At 76.1% G+C, this 16,331-nt stretch carries 12 protein-coding genes; 7 read left to right on the plus strand and 5 right to left on the minus strand.

The genetic code is table 11. The features are described 5' to 3' along the window. Positions 1–5: 5 nt before the first annotated feature. Positions 6–824: a shikimate 5-dehydrogenase gene (locus J3P29_RS06070; RefSeq protein ID WP_210492134.1), complete on the minus strand. Its 819-nt coding sequence runs from the start codon at positions 822–824 to the stop codon at positions 6–8. A 186-nt stretch (positions 825–1,010) separates the two neighbouring features. Between J3P29_RS06070 and J3P29_RS06075 the strand changes: the two genes are divergently transcribed. The 3 genes from J3P29_RS06075 (at position 1,011) to J3P29_RS06085 (ending at position 4,556) form a co-directional block, all read left to right on the plus strand. Beyond that, entirely contained in the window at positions 1,011–2,399 is a 1,389-nt protein-coding gene (locus tag J3P29_RS06075; RefSeq protein WP_210492135.1) for a hypothetical protein, read from the plus strand. Positions 2,400–2,523: 124 nt separating this feature from the next. After that, on the plus strand, positions 2,524–3,309 hold the full coding sequence (locus J3P29_RS06080) for an SDR family oxidoreductase (RefSeq protein WP_210492136.1): 786 nt from the start codon (positions 2,524–2,526) through the stop codon (positions 3,307–3,309). A 242-nt stretch (positions 3,310–3,551) separates the two neighbouring features. Then, positions 3,552–4,556 carry a TerC/Alx family metal homeostasis membrane protein gene (locus J3P29_RS06085; RefSeq protein WP_210492137.1) on the plus strand — a complete coding sequence of 335 codons (1,005 nt, stop codon included), beginning with the start codon at positions 3,552–3,554 and terminating at the stop codon, positions 4,554–4,556. Positions 4,557–4,786: 230 nt separating this feature from the next. Here the strand turns inward: J3P29_RS06085 and J3P29_RS06090 are convergent, their stop codons facing one another. After that, positions 4,787–8,467, minus strand: coding sequence for a homocysteine S-methyltransferase family protein (locus tag J3P29_RS06090; RefSeq protein WP_210492138.1), 3,681 nt, complete (start codon positions 8,465–8,467; stop codon positions 4,787–4,789). A gap of 77 nt (positions 8,468–8,544) precedes the next feature. Then, positions 8,545–9,486: an NAD(P)-dependent oxidoreductase gene (locus J3P29_RS06095; RefSeq protein ID WP_210492139.1), complete on the minus strand. Its 942-nt coding sequence runs from the start codon at positions 9,484–9,486 to the stop codon at positions 8,545–8,547. A gap of 40 nt (positions 9,487–9,526) precedes the next feature. On the opposite strand from J3P29_RS06095, the gene J3P29_RS06100 reads away from it, so the two are divergent. Continuing rightward, positions 9,527–9,979 (plus strand): DUF488 domain-containing protein, encoded by a 453-nt coding sequence (locus J3P29_RS06100; RefSeq protein ID WP_210492140.1) that lies wholly within the window; start codon positions 9,527–9,529, stop codon positions 9,977–9,979. On the opposite strand, the gene J3P29_RS06105 is transcribed toward J3P29_RS06100, so the two are convergent. Both J3P29_RS06105 and J3P29_RS06110 read right to left on the minus strand, forming a co-directional pair. Continuing rightward, positions 9,976–11,541 (minus strand): FAD-dependent monooxygenase, encoded by a 1,566-nt coding sequence (locus tag J3P29_RS06105; RefSeq protein WP_210492141.1) that lies wholly within the window; start codon positions 11,539–11,541, stop codon positions 9,976–9,978. The genes J3P29_RS06100 and J3P29_RS06105 overlap by 4 nt on opposite strands. After that, complete coding sequence (locus J3P29_RS06110) at positions 11,538–13,124, minus strand: MFS transporter (protein WP_210492142.1); 1,587 nt, start codon at positions 13,122–13,124, stop codon at positions 11,538–11,540. The genes J3P29_RS06105 and J3P29_RS06110 overlap by 4 nt, the downstream gene beginning before the upstream one ends. Before the next feature lie 245 nt (positions 13,125–13,369). Here J3P29_RS06110 and J3P29_RS06115 point away from each other — a divergent pair, with 245 nt between their 5' ends. The 3 genes from J3P29_RS06115 to J3P29_RS06125 are packed head-to-tail and all read left to right on the plus strand — an operon-like array spanning position 13,370 to position 16,316. Next, a complete protein-coding gene (locus tag J3P29_RS06115; RefSeq protein WP_210492143.1) occupies positions 13,370–14,419 on the plus strand; it encodes a ScbA/BarX family gamma-butyrolactone biosynthesis protein in 1,050 nt (349 codons plus the stop codon). Beyond that, complete coding sequence (locus tag J3P29_RS06120) at positions 14,416–15,120, plus strand: HAD family phosphatase (protein WP_210492144.1); 705 nt, start codon at positions 14,416–14,418, stop codon at positions 15,118–15,120. The genes J3P29_RS06115 and J3P29_RS06120 overlap by 4 nt, the downstream gene beginning before the upstream one ends. Then, complete coding sequence (locus J3P29_RS06125) at positions 15,117–16,316, plus strand: cytochrome P450 (RefSeq protein WP_210492145.1); 1,200 nt, start codon at positions 15,117–15,119, stop codon at positions 16,314–16,316. The genes J3P29_RS06120 and J3P29_RS06125 overlap by 4 nt, the downstream gene beginning before the upstream one ends. The last annotated feature ends 15 nt before the right edge of the window (positions 16,317–16,331 follow it).

A 16,331-nucleotide genomic window follows, 5' to 3' on the forward strand; every position in this document is an offset into this window, starting at 1 on the left:
TGCCGTCAGCCGCGCGCGAGCGCCGCGGCGGCCTCGACCTGCTCGTCCGTGGGGCGCTGTCCGGTGTAGAGGACGAACTGCTCGACCGCCTGCAGCGTGGCGACCTCGGTGCCCAGGATCGTCCGCACGCCGGCCTCGCGGGCGCGCAGCACGAACGGGGTCTCGGCCGGCTGGTGGACGACGTCGAAGACCGTGCTCGCGGCGTCGATCGCCGCGGCGGGGAAGGGCAGGGCGTCGGCCTCGGGGCCGCCGCGCATGCCGATCGGCGTCGCGTTGATGAGCGTGGCGGGGCGGTCGTCGCCGAGTTCGGCCGCCCACGCGTAGCCGGTCTCGTCGGCCAGGGCGCGGCCGACCGCCTCGTTGCGGGCGACGATCGTGCCCGCGGCGTACCCGCCGTCGCGCAGCGCGTGGGCGACGGCCTTCGCCATCCCGCCGCTGCCGCGCAGGGCGAAGGGCGCGTCGGTCGGCACGCCGTGCTGCTCGAGCAGCGTCGCGACCGCGATGTAGTCCGTGTTGTAGGCGGTCAGCCGGCCGTCGTCGTTGACGATCGTGTTGACCGACGCGATCCCCGCCGCGGACGGGTGCACCTCGTCGACGAGCGGGATGCTGTCCTCCTTGAACGGCATCGAGACCGCGCAGCCGCGGATCCCGAGCGCCCGCACCCCGCCGATCGCGGCGCTCAGGTCGGTCGTGGTGAAGGCCTTGTAGAGGTAGTCGAGCCCCAGCGCGTCGTACAGCGCGTTGTGGAAGCGCGTGCCGAAGTTGCCGGGCCTGCCGGCGAGCGACATGCAGAGCGTCGTGTCCTTGGAGAGCGGCGGCCGCATGGTCCGCAGCCTACGGCGCGTCGGGGCCCGGGAGCGCCGCGGACGGCGTCCCTCGGCGCACCGGGAGACCGGCGGTCGCGCCGCGGTGGGGCGCCGCCCACCGGACGCCGCATCGTTCCGACATTGCCGGTGTTCTTCGCTGCGACGCGCCGTACGTGGCGGCGCGCGGTTCCCCGAAGGAGTCCCATGTCCCGTCCCCGTCCCCGCCGCGCGGCCGCCGTGTCCGCCGCGGCCCTCGCCGGCGCCGCGCTGCTGCCCGCCGCCGCCTCCGCGGCCGGCCCCGTCGTGCCGCTCGACGCGTCCAGGCTGCTCGGCGTCGTGCCCGCGCAGGGCGCCCACCCGGCGCTCGTCGTCGGCCGCACCGCCGACACCGCCCTGCACGGCGTGCGCGTCGGCGCTGACGCGGCCACCGTCCCGCCGGCCGCGTTCACCATCCCGCCCTTGGGCGAGGCGGCGAGCGACGCGGACGGCCCCGGCTACGGTGCCGCCCTGCCGGTCCGCGTCGGCGACCGGCTCGTCGCGTTCGGCACGCGCGGCGACGCGGAGGACGGCACGCTGCAGCCGGTCTGGCGCACGGCCGACGGCGACGGCGGGGGCGCGTCGGGGCTGACGCGGGCCCGGGGCGTGCGCGGCTACGCGGTGGAGTCGGCGGTCGGCGGCCGTCGCGACGCGCTCGTCGTGCTCCACCGGGTGCGGCGCGGAGGGATCCGGGCCGAGATCGCCGTCGCCCGCTGGACGCCGAAGGGCGGCCTGGGCCGGGTCCGGCGCGTCTCCCCGGCCACGGGCGAGGCGTACGGGAGCAGCGCGAGCAGCGTCGCGGGGGAGGGGCCGGTGCCGATCGTCCGCGCGCGGGACGGCCGGGCGCTCGTCGCCTACGCCCACGCCGGGCAGCGCGGCACGGGGTCGCGCGACACGCTGCGGACGCGCGCGATCGGTCGCACCGGCGCGCCCGGGCGGGGGACGGCCACGGACGCGGGGCTGTTCGGCGTGTGGGACATCGCCCTCGACGCGCGCCCGGACGGGCGCGTGCTCGTGGCGTGGACCCAGCAGACCGTCAGCGAGGGGAGCCTGTCGGGCGACGCCGTCCGGGCGCGGTTCGGGCGGGTCTCGGGCCGGATGGACGCCGCCCGCCGGGTCGACCGGCTCCCGGCCGGCGCGTCGAACGGCCGCACCGGCCTGCTCGTCCGCCACGCCGGCTCGCGGTGGGCGGTGGCGTGGTCGCAGCTCGCCGACTCGCGCGTGCGCGTGAGCACCGGCCCGACCGGCCGGCTGGGCGCTCCGCAGACGGCGATCGCGGCGCTGCCCGGCGCCGAGGCGGCGGCCGGCGGGCTCGGCGGCCTCTTCCTCGACGCGGCCGGCACGCCGACGGTCCTGGGCGTCGCGTCCGCCCGGACGCCGGCGCCGTTCGTCCCGTGGCGCGCCGGCGCGGCGACCACGCCGTCGGCGGGCCCCGGGGCGCTGTCGCCGGACGCGTGGGTGGCGAGCATGCTGGCGTCCGACACGCCCGCCGGACCGGTCGTCGCCTGGGCCGCCGGCGGACGCGCCGCCGTCGCGGTGCGGCCGGACGGCGTCTGAGCCGGGCGGTCGCTCCGCCGCCGTCCGCGGCCTCGGCCGCGGGCGACGGACCGGGCCGGCGCGCCCCACGGGCCGGCACCGCCGCCCCTCCGGGCGTGCGCGGCGCCGCGCTAGCGTGGGCGGCATGAGCAGCGTGCGCACCGTCCTCGTCTCGGGCTCGACCGCCGGCATCGGCTTCGCGACCGCCGAGGCGTTCGCCCGGGACGGCGCTCGGGTGATCGTCAACGGCCGCGACGAGGAGCGCACGGCCGACGCCGCGGCGCGGATCCGCGAGGCGACGGGGCACGACGCGGTCGAGCCCGTCGCGGCCGATCTCGCGACGGCCGAGGGCGCCGCGGCGATGGTCGCCGCGGTGCCGCAGGTCGACGTCCTCGTCAACAACCTCGGCATCTTCGGCGCGCAGCCGGTCTTCGAGATCCCCGACGACGAGTGGCGCCGCTTCTTCGAGGTCAACGTCCTGTCCGGCGTGCGGCTCGCGCGGGCGTACGCGCCCGGCATGCGGGAGCGGGGCTGGGGGCGGATCGTCTTCGTCGCGAGCGAGTCCGCCGTGATGCCGCCGACCGAGATGGTCCACTACGGGATGACGAAGACGGCCCAGGTCGCCGTCTCCCGTGGGATGGCGCAGGAGCTGAAGGGCAGCGGCGTCACCGTCAACACGGTCATGCCCGGCTCCACCCTGACGCCCGGCGTGGAGGACTTCCTGCGCGAGCGCATCGGTGCCGACGTGCCGCTCGAGGAGGCGGAGCGCCGGTTCATGGCGGAGGAGCGCCCGACGTCGCTGCTCGGCCGGCTGATCCGGCCGCACGAGGTGGCGAGCATCGTGCGGTACGTCGCGTCCGACGAGGCGTCGGCGACCACGGGCGGCCTGCTGCGCGTCGACGGCGGGCTGGCGCCGTCGATCCTGCCCTGACCCGAGGCGCCACCGGTGGGCGCGCCACGACCGTGGGCGGGCACGGCGCGGACCGCCGTCAGGAACCCCGGAGGCGTCGTTGAGTCGGCCTTGAGGGACGCCGCCTAGCCTTCGTCCGGTCGAAGGGGAGTACCCCTCGGCGGACGCCGTCAATACGGGGACCCACGTCCCCCGGCGTCCGCACCCCCGGACGGGGGCGGGGAGACCTTCGCGAGCCGTATCCACGACCCGCGAAAGGCCCCATGCCCGTCCTCTCCACCGTCCTCGGCGACGCCGGCCCCTGGCTGGCGCTGATCGCCGCCCTCGTCGTCCTGCTGATCGTCGACCTGGCGCTCGTCCGCGGCCGCGGCGGCGAGATGTCCGTCCGCACCGCCGCGATCGCCAGCGCCGCCTGGGTCGGCGTCTCCCTCGCGTTCTTCCTCGTCCTGCTGCTGACGAGCGGCGGCGAGCAGGCCAACGCGTTCCTCGCCGGCTACCTCGTCGAGAAGTCGCTGTCGCTCGACAACGTCTTCGTCTTCCTGCTCGTCTTCTCGGCGTTCGCGCTGCCGGTCGCCGAGCGCCACCGCCTGCTGACGTACGGCATCGTCGGCGCGCTCGTGCTGCGCGGCGTCTTCATCGTCGCGGGCGCCGCCGTGCTCGACACGTTCGGCTGGGTGAGCTTCGTCTTCGCCGCCTTCCTCGTGTGGACGGGGTGGCGCATGTTCCGCCACCGCGACGACCACGACGGCGAGCAGAAGATGGTCGACGGCCTGCGCGCCCGCCTGCCGCTGAGCGAGAAGCCCGCCGGCCGCCGGCTGGTGGTGCGCGAGGACGGACGCACGCTGCTGACGGTCGCCGGCGCCGCCCTCGTCGCCATCGCGCTCGTCGACGTCGTCTTCGCCGTCGACTCCGTGCCGGCGATCCTGGCGATCACGGACGACACGTTCGTCGTCTTCGCCGCCAACGCGTTCGCGCTGCTCGGCCTGCGGCCGCTGTTCTTCCTCGTCGCCGACCTCGTCGAGCGGCTGCGCTACCTGAAGACGGCGCTCGCGGCCCTGCTGGTCTTCATCGGCCTGAAGATGTTCGCCGGCGAGCTGTTCGGCAAGATCGGCCCGGAGTACAGCCTGCCCGCCATCGCCCTGATCCTCGGCACGGGCGTCGTCACGTCGCTGCTGGCGGACCGCCGCGACCGGCGCCGCGCCGCCGCGGCGGGGGAGACCGCGCCGTCGCCGGCGCGCCGGGCCGTGGCCGCGGGCGACGAGGGCTGACGCCCGGCGCCGCGCGAGCGAGGGGGGGCCGACGGACGCACCCCGCCGCGGGACGAGTGAGGGCCCCGACGGGCGGGCCCCGGCGGCCGACGCTCGCTCGTCGCCGTCCCACGCCCGCGGGCCTGGCCGCGTGGCCGGCCCGCCCCTACGGCCGGGTGACCCGTCCCCGAACGACCGAGGCCGGCCCCACGGGGCCGGCCTCGGCGTGCTGCAGGCCGTGGCGCGGCGGCTCAGCCGGCCGGCGCGGCGTCCGGCGTGGGGACGTCGCCCGCGGCGGGCGCGCCGTCGTCCTGGACGCCTTCCGTCTGCTCGTCGACCTCGGCCTCGACGAAGGACGCCTCCACGCGGGTGGGGTCGCGCTCCGTGTCCTTGATGACGTCGTCCGGGGTGCCGTTCTCCATGAAGCGGCCGTTGCGCATGCCGTAGTAGACGGCCTGCGGGTGGTGGACGATCATCGCCAGCGTCGACTGCTCCGGGGTGGGGGAGTAGCCGTCGGTCAGGTCCATCCCGATCTGGGAGATGTCGAGGAGCGACTTGACCTTCTCGTGCTCGGACTGGTCCGGGATCGCCGGGTAGCCCCAGGACAGGCGGCGGCCCTGCGTGGCGGGGATGCCGAACCAGCCGCGCACCTTCCAGTGCAGCCACTCGGACAGGCCCTCGGCGGTCTGCACGCCCAGGCCGTGGACGAACAGCTGCTCGGCGTACTCGCCGTCCTTCTCGAGCTGCGCCATGAGCTCGGTGACCTCGTCGCCGACGGTCAGCGCCTGCACGGCGACGACGTCGAGCTGCTCCGGCGGCGCGACCGTGCCGTCCGCCTGCTTGACGCCGGGGCGGAAGAAGTCGGCCGTGCACATGCGCGCGCCCTTCTGCTGGCGCGGCGACACGAAGCGCTCGATCTCGGTCGTGCGGTCCTCGGGGTCCAGGACGACGATGTCGTTGCCGTCGGCGTAGCAGGGGAAGAAGCCGATGAGCGCCCGCGGGTGCAGGTACGTCTGCTCGCGCCACATGCGCTCGAGGCGGTGGCGGAAGCCCTCCTCGGCGTCCGGGTCGGTCGGGTCGCCCTCGATGAGCTTCTTCCACGCCTCGCCCTTGATGCCGCGCCCGCCCCAGTGGAGCTTGAAGAGGACGTGCGTGTCGAGGTGGTGGTACAGCTCGTCCATGTCGACGGGCACCTCGCGCACGCCCCAAAAGGGCGGCTCGGGGACCGGCGCGTCCGTGCGGACGGGGGAGCGGACCGACGTGTCGTCGAGCGGCGGCAGGTCCTCCTCCTCCTTCGCGGCGTTGCGCAGCTTGATCGCGCCCGCCTTGATCTCGTCGAGCATCTGGGCGTGCTCGCCCTGGTCGACCATGCGGTCCATGACGCCCAGGCCCTCGAAGGCGTCCTTGCAGTAGAAGACGCCGCCCTCGTAGACCTCGTCGTCGTCCAGGCCGTTCGGGTGCAGCGCGCGGTAGGAGAAGTTGCGGTTGATCGCCGCGCCGCCGACGAGGACGGGGAACTTCAGGCCCTCGCGGTGCAGCTCCTGGACCGCCAGCGGCATCTGCTTCGACGTCGAGACGAGGAGGGCCGACAGGCCGATGGCCGTGGCGTCGTGCTCCTTGGCCGCGTCGATGATCGTGCCGACGGGGACCTGCTTGCCGAGGTCGACCACCGTGTAGCCGTTGTTCGTCAGGATCGTGTTGACGAGCGACTTGCCGATGTCGTGCACGTCGCCGAAGACGGTCGCCAGGACGACGGTGCCCTTCGTGTAGTCCGCGGTGCGCTCGAGGTAGTTCTCGAGCTGCGCGACGGCCTTCTTCATGACCTCGGCGGACTGCAGGACGAAGGGGAGGATGAGCTCGCCGGCGCCGAACTTGTCGCCGACCTCCTTCATCGCCGGCAGCAGCACCTCGTTGAGCACCGGCACCGCGCCGAGCTTCTCGACCGCGCGGTCGATGTCGGCCTCGACGCCGTCCTTCTTGCGCTTGAGGATGCGGAAGTGCAGCGCCTCCTCGGGCTCCATCTCGGCCGTCGGGTCCGCGGCGGGGCCCTCGTCGGCCTCGGGGCCCTTGCTCTCGAAGTGGTTGATGAACTTCTCGAGCGCGTCCTCGGAGCGGTTCCAGACCAGGTTCTCGGCCAGCTCGCGCTCGACCGGGTCGATCTCGCCCATCGGGATGATGTGCGCCGGGTTGACCATCGCCAGGTCCAGGCCCGCCTCGACCGCGTGGAAGAGGAAGACCGAGTTCAGGACCGAGCGGGCCGCCAGGCCGACGCCGAACGAGACGTTGGAGACGCCGAGCGACGTCTTCACGCCCGGGATGCGGTCCTTGATCTGGCGGATCGCCTCGATCGTCTGGATCGCGGAGTCGCGCCACTCCTCGTCGCCCGTCGTGAGCGTGAAGGTCAGCAGGTCGAAGATCAGCGCCTCGCGCTCGAGCCCGTGCTCGTCGCAGGCGACCTGCGTGATGCGCTCGGCGATCTCGAGCTTGCGCTCCGTCGTCTTGCCCATCCCGACCTCGTCGATGGTCAGGGCGATGACCGCGGCGCCGTGCTGCAGCGCCAGCGGGACGACCTGGTCCATCTTGTCGCGGCCGGCCTCGAGGTTGACCGAGTTGACGATCGCGCGGCCCGGGATCTGCTCCAGCGCGACCTTGATGACGTCGGGCTCGGTCGAGTCGATCTGGATCGGCGCGGGCTGCGTCAGCGAGATCTTCTTGACGACCTGCCGCATCTGCTCGGCCTCGTCCTGCCGCTCCGTCAGCGCGACGCAGACGTCCAGGACGTGGGCGCCGCCCTCGACCTGGCCCTCGGCGATCGTGACGAGCGCGTCGTAGTCGTCGGCGAGCAGCAGCTCCTTCGCCTTGCGCGAGCCCTGCGAGTTGACGCGCTCGCCGACGATCGTCGGGCGCGGCTCCTGCACCAGGTCGGCGGCGCCGATCATCGACGAGACCTGGATCCGGCGCTCACGCGTCGTGCCCACGGCGTGGGCCGTGGCGCCGGCGGGCTTCTTCGCCACGCGCTCGGCGATCGCGGAGATGTGCTCCGGGGTCGTGCCGCAGCAGCCGCCGACGACGGCGACGCCGTACTGGTCGACGAACTCGCCCAGCGCGTCCGCGAGCGGCTGCGGCTTCTCGGGGAACACCGTCTCGCCGTTGACGCCCTGCTGGGGGATGCCGGCGTTCGGGATGCAGTGGACCGGGACGGACGCGTTCTCGCCGAGGTAGCGGATCGCGTCGCGCATGTCCTCGGGGCCCGTGGAGCAGTTCAGGCCGATGACGTCGACCTTCAGCGCCTCGAGCGTCGTGACGACGGACGCGACGTCGGTGCCCAGGAGCATCTTGCCGCCGTTGGGCAGCAGCGAGACGGAGATCTGCAGCGGGACCTTGCGGCCCGTGGCCTTGAACGCCTCGCGGGCGCCGAAGATCGCGGCCTTGACCTCGAGGATGTCCTGCGCGGTCTCGATGATGAGCAGGTCGGAGCCGCCCTCGATCAGGCCGCGCGCCTGCTCCTCGAAGACCGTGACCAGGTCGGGGAAGAGGATGTTGCCCAGCGTCGGGTCGTCGGACGAGGGCAGGAAGCCCGTCGGGCCGATCGAGCCGGCGACGAAGCGGTGGTTGCCCGCGGCCTTGCGCGCGATCTCGGCGGCGCGCCGGTTGATCTCGAGCGTGTGGTCCGCCAGGCCCCACTCCTCGAGCTTGAGCCGCGACGCCTGGAAGGAGTCGGTCTCCAGCACCATCGCGCCCGCGTCGAGCATCGTGGTGTGGAGCTCCTCGATGACGTCCGGGCGGTTGAGGACCAGGACCTCGTGGGCGCGCCCGGGCAGCTGGTAGTCCTTCTCGAGCGAGAGGTTCTTGTCCTCGAGCAGGGCGCCCATCGACCCGTCGAAGACGACGACGTGGTCGCGGACGGCTGCCAGGTAATCGCGCTCGGCCATGCACGAAGCGTACCAACGCCGACCCCAACCTTGCCACAGCTGTGTCAAGGTTGGGGTCGGCGACGGCCGGCCCGGCCCTACGGCAGGTCGCCGGCGACGAGGGTCGCCGGTCGCTCGCCGCGCGCGAACGCGGCGAGGGCCTCCGCCGCCACCCGCCACTGGCGGTCCTCGGCTCCCGTCGTGTCGCCCCCGACGTGGGGGGTCACCAGCAGGCCGGGCGCGTCCCACAGCGGGTGGCCGGCCGGCAGCGGCTCGGGGTCGGTGACGTCGAGCGCGGCGCGCAGCCGGCCCGCGCGCAGCTCGGCGAGCAGCGCGTCCGTGTCGACGAGCGGCCCGCGCCCGGCGTTGACGACGATCGCGCCGTCGCGCAGGCGGGCCAGGAACGCCGCGTCGATCACGCCGCGGGTCGCGTCGTTGAGGGGCAGCACGCAGACGACGGCGTCCTGCGCGGGCAGCAGCGCGTCGACGTCGGCGAGGGCGACGACGCCGTCGCGGGCCGTGCGCCCCACGAGCGTCGTCCGCGCCCCGAACGGCGCGAGCATCGCGGCGGCGTGACGCGCCAGGTCCCCGGCCCCGAGGAGCAGGACGCGGGCGCCGGCGAGCGACGCCGTGACCGTCGGGGCCCACGCGCCGCGGGCCTGCGCTGCGCCGAACCGCGGCAGCTCCCGCACGTGGGCCAGCAGCAGCGCGACGGCCAGCTCCGCCGTCGCGCGGCCGTGCGCGCCGCGCACGTTGCTGATCGCCACGCCGTCCGGCACCCGGCCCTCCCAGGCGTCGAACCCGGCGCTCAGCGTCTGCACCAGGCGCAGGCGCGGCAGCCGGCCGAGCAGCTCGAGCGTCGCGGGGACGTCCGACCCGTCGACGACGACCGCCTCCGCGTCGCGGCCCGCCGCGGGCGGCACGGGGTCGGCGGGGTCGTACGGCACCGCCCGCACGCCCGGCACGGCGGCCAGCCGCCCCGGGCCGTCGCCGCGGGGGACGAGGACGAGCAGCGGACCGGACGGGGACGCGGACGACATGCCCCACACGCTAGGGGCCCGCGCGTGCGAGCCTGTCCCGGTGCCCCCGTCCCCGACGCTCTGGACCATCGGCTACGAGCGACTGCTGCCAGACGAGCTGGCCGCGACGCTCGTCGACGCCGGCGTGGGGCGCCTGATCGACGTGCGCTTCCGCCCGCAGTCGCGGCGGGCCGGGATGTCGAAGACGAAGCTCGGCCTGCTGCTCGGCGAGCACCGCATCGCCTACGAGCACCGCCGCGCGCTCGGCACGCCGCCCGACATCCGCATCGACTACCGCCAGGGCCGCATCGCCGCGGGCCACGAGCGCTTCGAGCAGCACGTGGAGGAGGAGCACCACGACGCCCTCGACGCGCTCGCCGCCGAGCTGGCGGACCCGGCGACGCCGCCCACCGCCCTCATGTGCCTGGAGCACGACGCCGCGGTCTGCCACCGCAGCGTCCTGGCCGCGCACCTGGCGGACCGGGTGCCGGGACTGCGCGTCGTCGACCTCTAGCGCGCCGCCGCGACGACGCGCGCCGGCGGGGCGGCGGTCCGGCGGGCCGGTCCGAGCCACCGGACGAGCGCGCGGGCCACCGCCGCGTCGTCCGCCCGGGCGCCCGCCGCGGCCCAGGCGACGTAGCCGTCCGGACGCACGAGCACCAGGGCCGGCCCGACGCCGCGCAGCGCGGCGCGCCCGGTCGCGCGCGTCAGGCGCGAGGACCAGGGGCGGAGGACGTCGGCCCGCGCCGCGGCGGGGGCCCCCGTCCAGTCCACGAGCAGCGGCCGTCCGCGGCGCAGCAGGCCCGCGATCGTCGCGGGACCGTCCGGCCCGTCGACCGCGGCGTCCGGCAGGAAGCCGCCGACGGCCGCGTGGTCGTCGGCCCGCCGGACCGCGCGCACGGCCTGGCCGCTCACGAGCGTCCCGAGCTCGCGCTGCACGTCGCCCAGTCGCAGCATGGCCGCGAGCCCGTCGCGGAGCGGACCCGCCGCGTCCGCCGGGTCCATGAGCGATCGCTGCGCGCGCGTCAGGTCGATGACGGCGCGGGCGGCGGCGCGCCGCTCGGCGTCGAAGTCCGCCAGCAGGGCGCTCGGCTCGGCGCCGCCGTGCAGGACCGCCGCCAGGCGCCAGCCGAGCGCGAGGGCGTCCTGCAGGCCCAGGTTCAGCCCCTGCCCGCCGACGGGGAAGTGCACGTGCGCGGCGTCGCCGGCCAGCACGACCGGTCCGGCCGCCAGGCGATCGGCCAGCCGGGAGAAGTCGGAGAAGCGGCCGGCGAACGCCAAACCGTCGAGCGGCACGTCGTGGCCGGCGATGCGGGCGGCGGTGGCCCGCAGCTCGTCCAGGCCGAGCGGCGCCCGGCGACGCGGATCGGGGCCGTCGAACTCGAACGTGATCAGCCGGTTGCGCCCGTGCGCTCGCGGGCTGTTGACGGTCCATCCGCGCGGCGTGCGGTGCCACCCGGCGGGCAGCGCGCCGGCCGGCACCCGGACCAGGCCCAGCAGCGCGCGGACCGTCGCGGGCCACGTGCGGCCGCCGATGCCGGCGGCGTCGCGGACGACGCTGCGCGCGCCGTCGCACCCCGCCAGCCACCGTGCGTCGACGGTCACGGGGCCGGCCGGCCCGTCCACCGCCAGCCGCGCGCCGGGCGCCCCGCCGTCGGCGCGGAGGTCGATCGCGCGGACGGCGTGCCCCCGCAGCACGCGCGCGCCGTGCTCGCGGGCCGCCGCCTCGAAGCGGCGCTCGAGCGCGGCCTGCGGCACGTTCAGGATCGGCGGTCCCTCGACGGCCGGGGCCGCGACGTCGAGCGTCCACTGCCCGGCGAAGTGGAACGGCGCCCGGGCGACCGTCCCCGCGGGCGGTGCCGCCGGGCCGGCGGCGCCGAGCCAGCCCCGCCGGCGCAGCCCTTGCAGCGTCCGCGCGTGCAGGGTGCCGGCGCGCGGCTCGTCGCGCGTGGCCGCGTGGCGCTCGAGCACCAGCACGTCGACCCCGCGCACGGCCAGCTCGGCCGCCAGCAGCATCCCGACGGGCCCGCCGCCGACGATCGCGACGTCCGTGCGGAGGGTCCGCGGGGCGCTCACGCCGCCTCGCAGGCGCCGTCGGGCACGCCGGCGGCCTCGGCCGCCGGCGCCGGGCGGCGCACGAGCCACCAGATCACGAGCGCGAGGACCAGCCCGATGCCGGTCAGCACCCAGAGGACCTCGTGGAAGGCGGTGTCGTAGCCCGCGGCGAGCGTGCCCGCCAGCTCCTCGCGCAGGGCCGGGGGCGCCAGGCGGGCGGGCGCGGCGGCGTCGCCGGACGCGACCGTCTCCACGAGGCCGTCGGCGCGAGCGCCCGCGATCCCGAAGCGCCCCAGGTCGTCGTCGAGCGCGCCGCGCAGGAACGTCGCCAGCAGCGCGCCGTAGACCGCGACCGCGACGGCCTCGCCGCCCAGCCGCAGGGTGTTGAGCAGCCCGGCGGCCATCCCCGCCTTCTCGGGCGCCACCCGCTCGAGCGCCTGCCCGTCGACGAGCCCCGCGCCCAGGCCCATCCCGGCGCCGACGAGCAGCATCGGGACCACGACGACCCCCAGGGGCACGTCCGGCCCGATCACGGTGAGCGACGCGGTGCCGGCCACGAGCGCGACCAGGCTGGCGAGGATGACCGCGTCCGGCGACGCGCCGCGGCCCACGAGCCGGCCGGCCAGGACGGGGCAGACCAGGACCGGGACGGTCAGCAGAAGCATCGTCAGGCCGGCGGCCCCGCTCGACGCGCCGCGCGCGGCGGTCAGGTAGCTCGGCAGGAACGTCAGGAGGGTGACGAAGCCGACGGCGCCGGCCACCGGCACCAGGCACAGCCCGAGCAGGCGCCGGTCGCGCAGCAGGTCGAGCTCGAGCATCGGGTGCGCGCGGCGCCGCTCGAGGGCCACGAAGACGGCCAGGACGACGGCGGCGAGCGCCGTCAGCAGCAGCACGCCGGGGCTCGTCCAGCCCCACTGCGACGCCTGCGCGATCGCCATGGTGAGCGCGAGCAGCGCGACCACGAACGCGGCGGTGCCGGGCACGTCGATCGTGGCGCCGGCCCGCGCGCCGCCGCGGTCGGCCGGGACGAGCGGCACGGCCAGCAGGACCACGCCGAGGGCGAGGGCGTGGAGGGCGAAGATGGCCGGCCAGCCCGGGCCGTCGACGAGCAGGCCCGACGCGGTCGGCCCGACGCCCAGGCCCAGCCCGGCCACGGTGCCGAACAGCGCGAACGCCCGCACCCGCTCGGGCCCGGAGAACAGCGACGCCAGGATCGCGCTGCCGCAGGAGAAGATCGCCGCGGCGCCGATCCCGGCCAGCGCGCGGGCGACGTCGAGCAGCAGGACCTCCCGGGCGAGGGCGCTCAGCACGGACGCGCCGGCGTAGATCGCCGCGCCGGCCGCGAACGCCCGCCGGCGCCCCACGACGTCGGCCGCCGCGCCCCACGCCAGGGTGAAGGCCGCGAACGTCACGTTGAACGCGTTGACGACCCACTGCAGCGCGGCCACGTCGGCGCCGGTGTCCGCGCCGATCCGCGGCAGCGCGACCGCGGTGCCCGAGATCGACATGGGCACGACGAGGACGGCGAGCAGGATCGCGCCGAGCACGAGGCGTCGGGCGCGGGCGGCGGCGGGGTCGGGAGGGAGGGAGAGGGCGTCGGGCACGGTGGGGCTCCGGGGGACGGGGTGGACGACGCGCCAAGGGGTATCCCGGCCGCCGGGTCGCCGCAACGGGCCGCGGCGGCCGGGCGGCGGGCGCGGGGCGGCCGCGACGCCCGTGGGGGACGGGGGATCGGGCCGCCGAGCGGGGCGGCGTGCGACTTCCTTCCGGCGGTCGTGCCGAAAGCGGATGGTCGGCGCCGGACCCCGCCGCTTTCATCCGCCGCGACCCCACCCCACAGGAGTCCGCCATGACGACCTCGCTGGTCCCACCCCCGTCCCCGCGCGCCGCCCTGCGGTTCGACACCACCGTCGAGCGCGCCCTCGTCCACCGCGCCGCCGTCTGCGAGGTCTTCCTCACCGACGCGGCCGAGCTCGCGCCCCGGCGCTACCTGACCGCGGCGCAGCTGCCCCGCGTCCACAGCCTCTACAGCGACGGCCTGCTGACCCCGGCCCGCTACGACCCGCTGCTGCTGCTCGAGGTCTGCCGCCAGACGACGATCCTCGTCGCGCACCGCTTCCTCGGCGTCGCGCCCCGCGACAAGTTCGTCTTCGGCACGGGCGACTTCCGCGTGCTCGACCCCGAGGCGCTGCTCGTCGGGCCGGATCCCGGGCACGCGGTCGTCGAGGCCACCGTCGTCGACGAGCACCTGCGCCGCGGCGAGCGAGACGGGGTGACGTACGAGCTCGTCCTGTCGGTCGACGGGCGCCCCGCGTTCGCGCTCGAGATGGCGATCCGCTGGATGCCGCCGGCGGCCTGGGACGCCCTGCGCGCCCGCGGCCGCGCCGCGCTGCGGCTGGGGCCGGACCACGCCCCGGACCCGACGCGGCCCGTCCACCCGAACGAGGTCGGCCGGACGCTGCCGGGCAACGTCGTGCTCGCCGAGAGCCGGCCGTCCCCGGACGGCCTGCACGCCCGCGTCATCGTCGACCGCGCGCACCCGGCGCTCTTCGACCACGAGCTCGACCACATCCCCGGGATGCTGCTCTTCGAGGCGGTGCGCCAGGCGGCGGTCGTCGCGGCGCACGAGCACCTGGGGCTGTCCCCGTCCCGCCTGGCGCTGTCCCGCGCCCGCGTGACGTTCACCCGCTTCGGCGAGTTCGAGCTGCCGACGGCGCTGCACGTGCGGCCGCCGGCGCTGCGCGACGGCCCCGCGGGGCCCGTGGCCGCCACGAGCCTGGAGGTGACGCAGGACGGCGTGCCGATCGCCACCGCCGACGTCGAGCTCGCCACGGCGTGCCGGCTCGGCGGCGCCCCGGACGGCGCGCCCGTCCAGGCCGACGGGGGGCTGGCCCGATGAGCGCCCCGGCCCCCGCCGCCCCGGGCGTGCGGATGCTCTGGTTCGACTTCGGCGGCGTCCTCTCGCCGCCGCTCGCCGAGCTGTTCGCGAGCTACGAGCGCAAGACCGGGATCGACCGGGAGACGCTGTGGGCGGGCATGACCGCCGCGGCCGAGCCGTTCGGGCTGCCGGTGCTGGCGCCGATCGAGCTGGGCCTCGTCACCGAGCCGGAGTGGGGGCGGGCGATCGCCGGCGCCATCCGGCGGGCGCGCCCGGACCTGGACCTGTCCCGCGCCGACCTCGAGCGGTTCGGGGCGCAGTGGTTCGCCGGCGAGCGGGCCACCGCCCCCGTGCGGGACCTGCTCCTGCGCGCGCGGGCGCACGGGTTCCGGGTCGGGGTCCTGACGAACAACGTCACGGAGTGGGATCCGCACTGGCGCGCGGTCGCCGACGTCGACGACGTCGTCGAGGCGGTGATCGACTCGAGCCGCGTCGGCGTGCGCAAGCCCGATCCCGAGATCTTCGCGCTCGCCGCCGAGCACGCCGGCCTGCCGCCCCAGGCCAACCTGCTCGTCGACGACCTGGCCGAGAACGTCGCGGCCGCCCGGGCGTCCGGGTGGCACGCCGTGCGCCACGAGGACCCGGCGGCGACGGCCCGCGAGCTCGAGCGGCTCGTGGGGCTGCCGACGCGCGCGCCGGCCGGCACGGGGGCGGCGCGATGAGCACCACCGCCTCCGCGCCCGTCGCCATCGCGTCGATCCCGCACCTGGACACCCCGCCCGTCTACCGCGACCTCGGCCTGCGCGACGGGCGGCCGACGATCGCGCTGCCGAGCGGCCACGAGGCCGTGCACCTGACGCGGTTCGCCGACGTCCACGCCGTCCTGGGCGACAGCACCTTCTCGCGCAGCGTCTGCAACGTCGATGACGGCCCGAGCTTCCTGCCCACCGTCACGCCGAAGGAGTTCCTGCTCAACATCGACGCGCCGGACCACGCGCGGATGCGGCGGGTGGTCACGCGCGACTTCAGCGCGAAGGGCGTCTCGCGGATCGCGCCGCTGATCGAGGCGACGGTGGAGGAGCGGATCGACGCGCTCGTCGCCGGCGACGGCCCGCCCGACCTGTTCGCCACGGTCCTCGACGAGATCCCGGCGCGGATCAACTGCGCGGTGCTGGGGATCCCGCTCGAGGATCGCGCGTTCTTCCGGCCGCTGACGCGCGAGGTGCAGATCGCGTCCGCGGAGGACGTGCCGCTGCTGCTGGACCGCTTCTACGCGGTGTACGACTACATGGCCGACCTGGTGGCGGGCCGGCGGCCGCACACGCCGGACGGGCTCATCGGCCGGTTCAAGGCCGATCGCGAGCGCAGCGACCCGCCGCTCTCGGACGCCGAGCTGGTCGGCATCCTGCTCGCCGTCCTCATGGGCGGGGACCAGAACGTCCTTACGGTGCTGACGAAGGCGGTCTACGCCGTGCTGGCGGCGCCCAGCCTGTACGCCCGGATCGTCGACGACCCCGACGTCGTGCCCGGGCTGGTCGAGGAGCTGACGCGGGTGCTGCCGCTCGGGACGACGTCCGCGTTCCCGCGCGTCGCCACCCGGGACGTGCCGCTGTCGTTCGGCACCGTGCCGACGGGGGCCGTCGTCTACGCGGACGCGTTCGCGGCCAACCGCGACCCCGACGTGTTCGCCGGCCCGCTCGTCATCGACCCCGACCGGCCGCCGAAGCGCCACCTGCAGTTCGGCTACGGCATGCACCACTGCATGGGCGCCGCGTACGCCCGGCGCGAGATCACCACCACCCTCACCGCGCTCGCCCGCCGGCTGCCGGGGCTGCGCCTGGACGCCGATCCCGCCGGCCTGCGCTGGGACCACGGCACCGTCCTGCGCCGTCCCGCGGAGCTGCCGGTCGCCTGGTGACCGCGGCCCGCACGC

Source organism: Patulibacter sp. SYSU D01012, from assembly GCF_017916475.1.
Taxonomy (GTDB): domain Bacteria; phylum Actinomycetota; class Thermoleophilia; order Solirubrobacterales; family Solirubrobacteraceae; genus Patulibacter.

Excerpts from the sequence above, each read along its gene's own strand:
- J3P29_RS06080 (WP_210492136.1), top strand. The coding sequence starts at position 2,524 with ATGAGCAGCGTGCGCACCGTCCTCGTCTCGGGCTCGACCGCCGGCATC.
- J3P29_RS06095 (WP_210492139.1), bottom strand. The coding sequence starts at position 9,486 with ATGTCGTCCGCGTCCCCGTCCGGTCCGCTGCTCGTCCTCGTCCCCCGC.
- J3P29_RS06115 (WP_210492143.1), top strand. The coding sequence starts at position 13,370 with ATGACGACCTCGCTGGTCCCACCCCCGTCCCCGCGCGCCGCCCTGCGG.
- J3P29_RS06070 (WP_210492134.1), bottom strand. The coding sequence starts at position 824 with ATGCGGCCGCCGCTCTCCAAGGACACGACGCTCTGCATGTCGCTCGCC.
- J3P29_RS06090 (WP_210492138.1), bottom strand. The coding sequence starts at position 8,467 with ATGGCCGAGCGCGATTACCTGGCAGCCGTCCGCGACCACGTCGTCGTC.
- J3P29_RS06120 (WP_210492144.1), top strand. The coding sequence starts at position 14,416 with ATGAGCGCCCCGGCCCCCGCCGCCCCGGGCGTGCGGATGCTCTGGTTC.
- J3P29_RS06075 (WP_210492135.1), top strand. The coding sequence starts at position 1,011 with ATGTCCCGTCCCCGTCCCCGCCGCGCGGCCGCCGTGTCCGCCGCGGCC.
- J3P29_RS06125 (WP_210492145.1), top strand. The coding sequence starts at position 15,117 with ATGAGCACCACCGCCTCCGCGCCCGTCGCCATCGCGTCGATCCCGCAC.
- J3P29_RS06085 (WP_210492137.1), top strand. The coding sequence starts at position 3,552 with ATGCCCGTCCTCTCCACCGTCCTCGGCGACGCCGGCCCCTGGCTGGCG.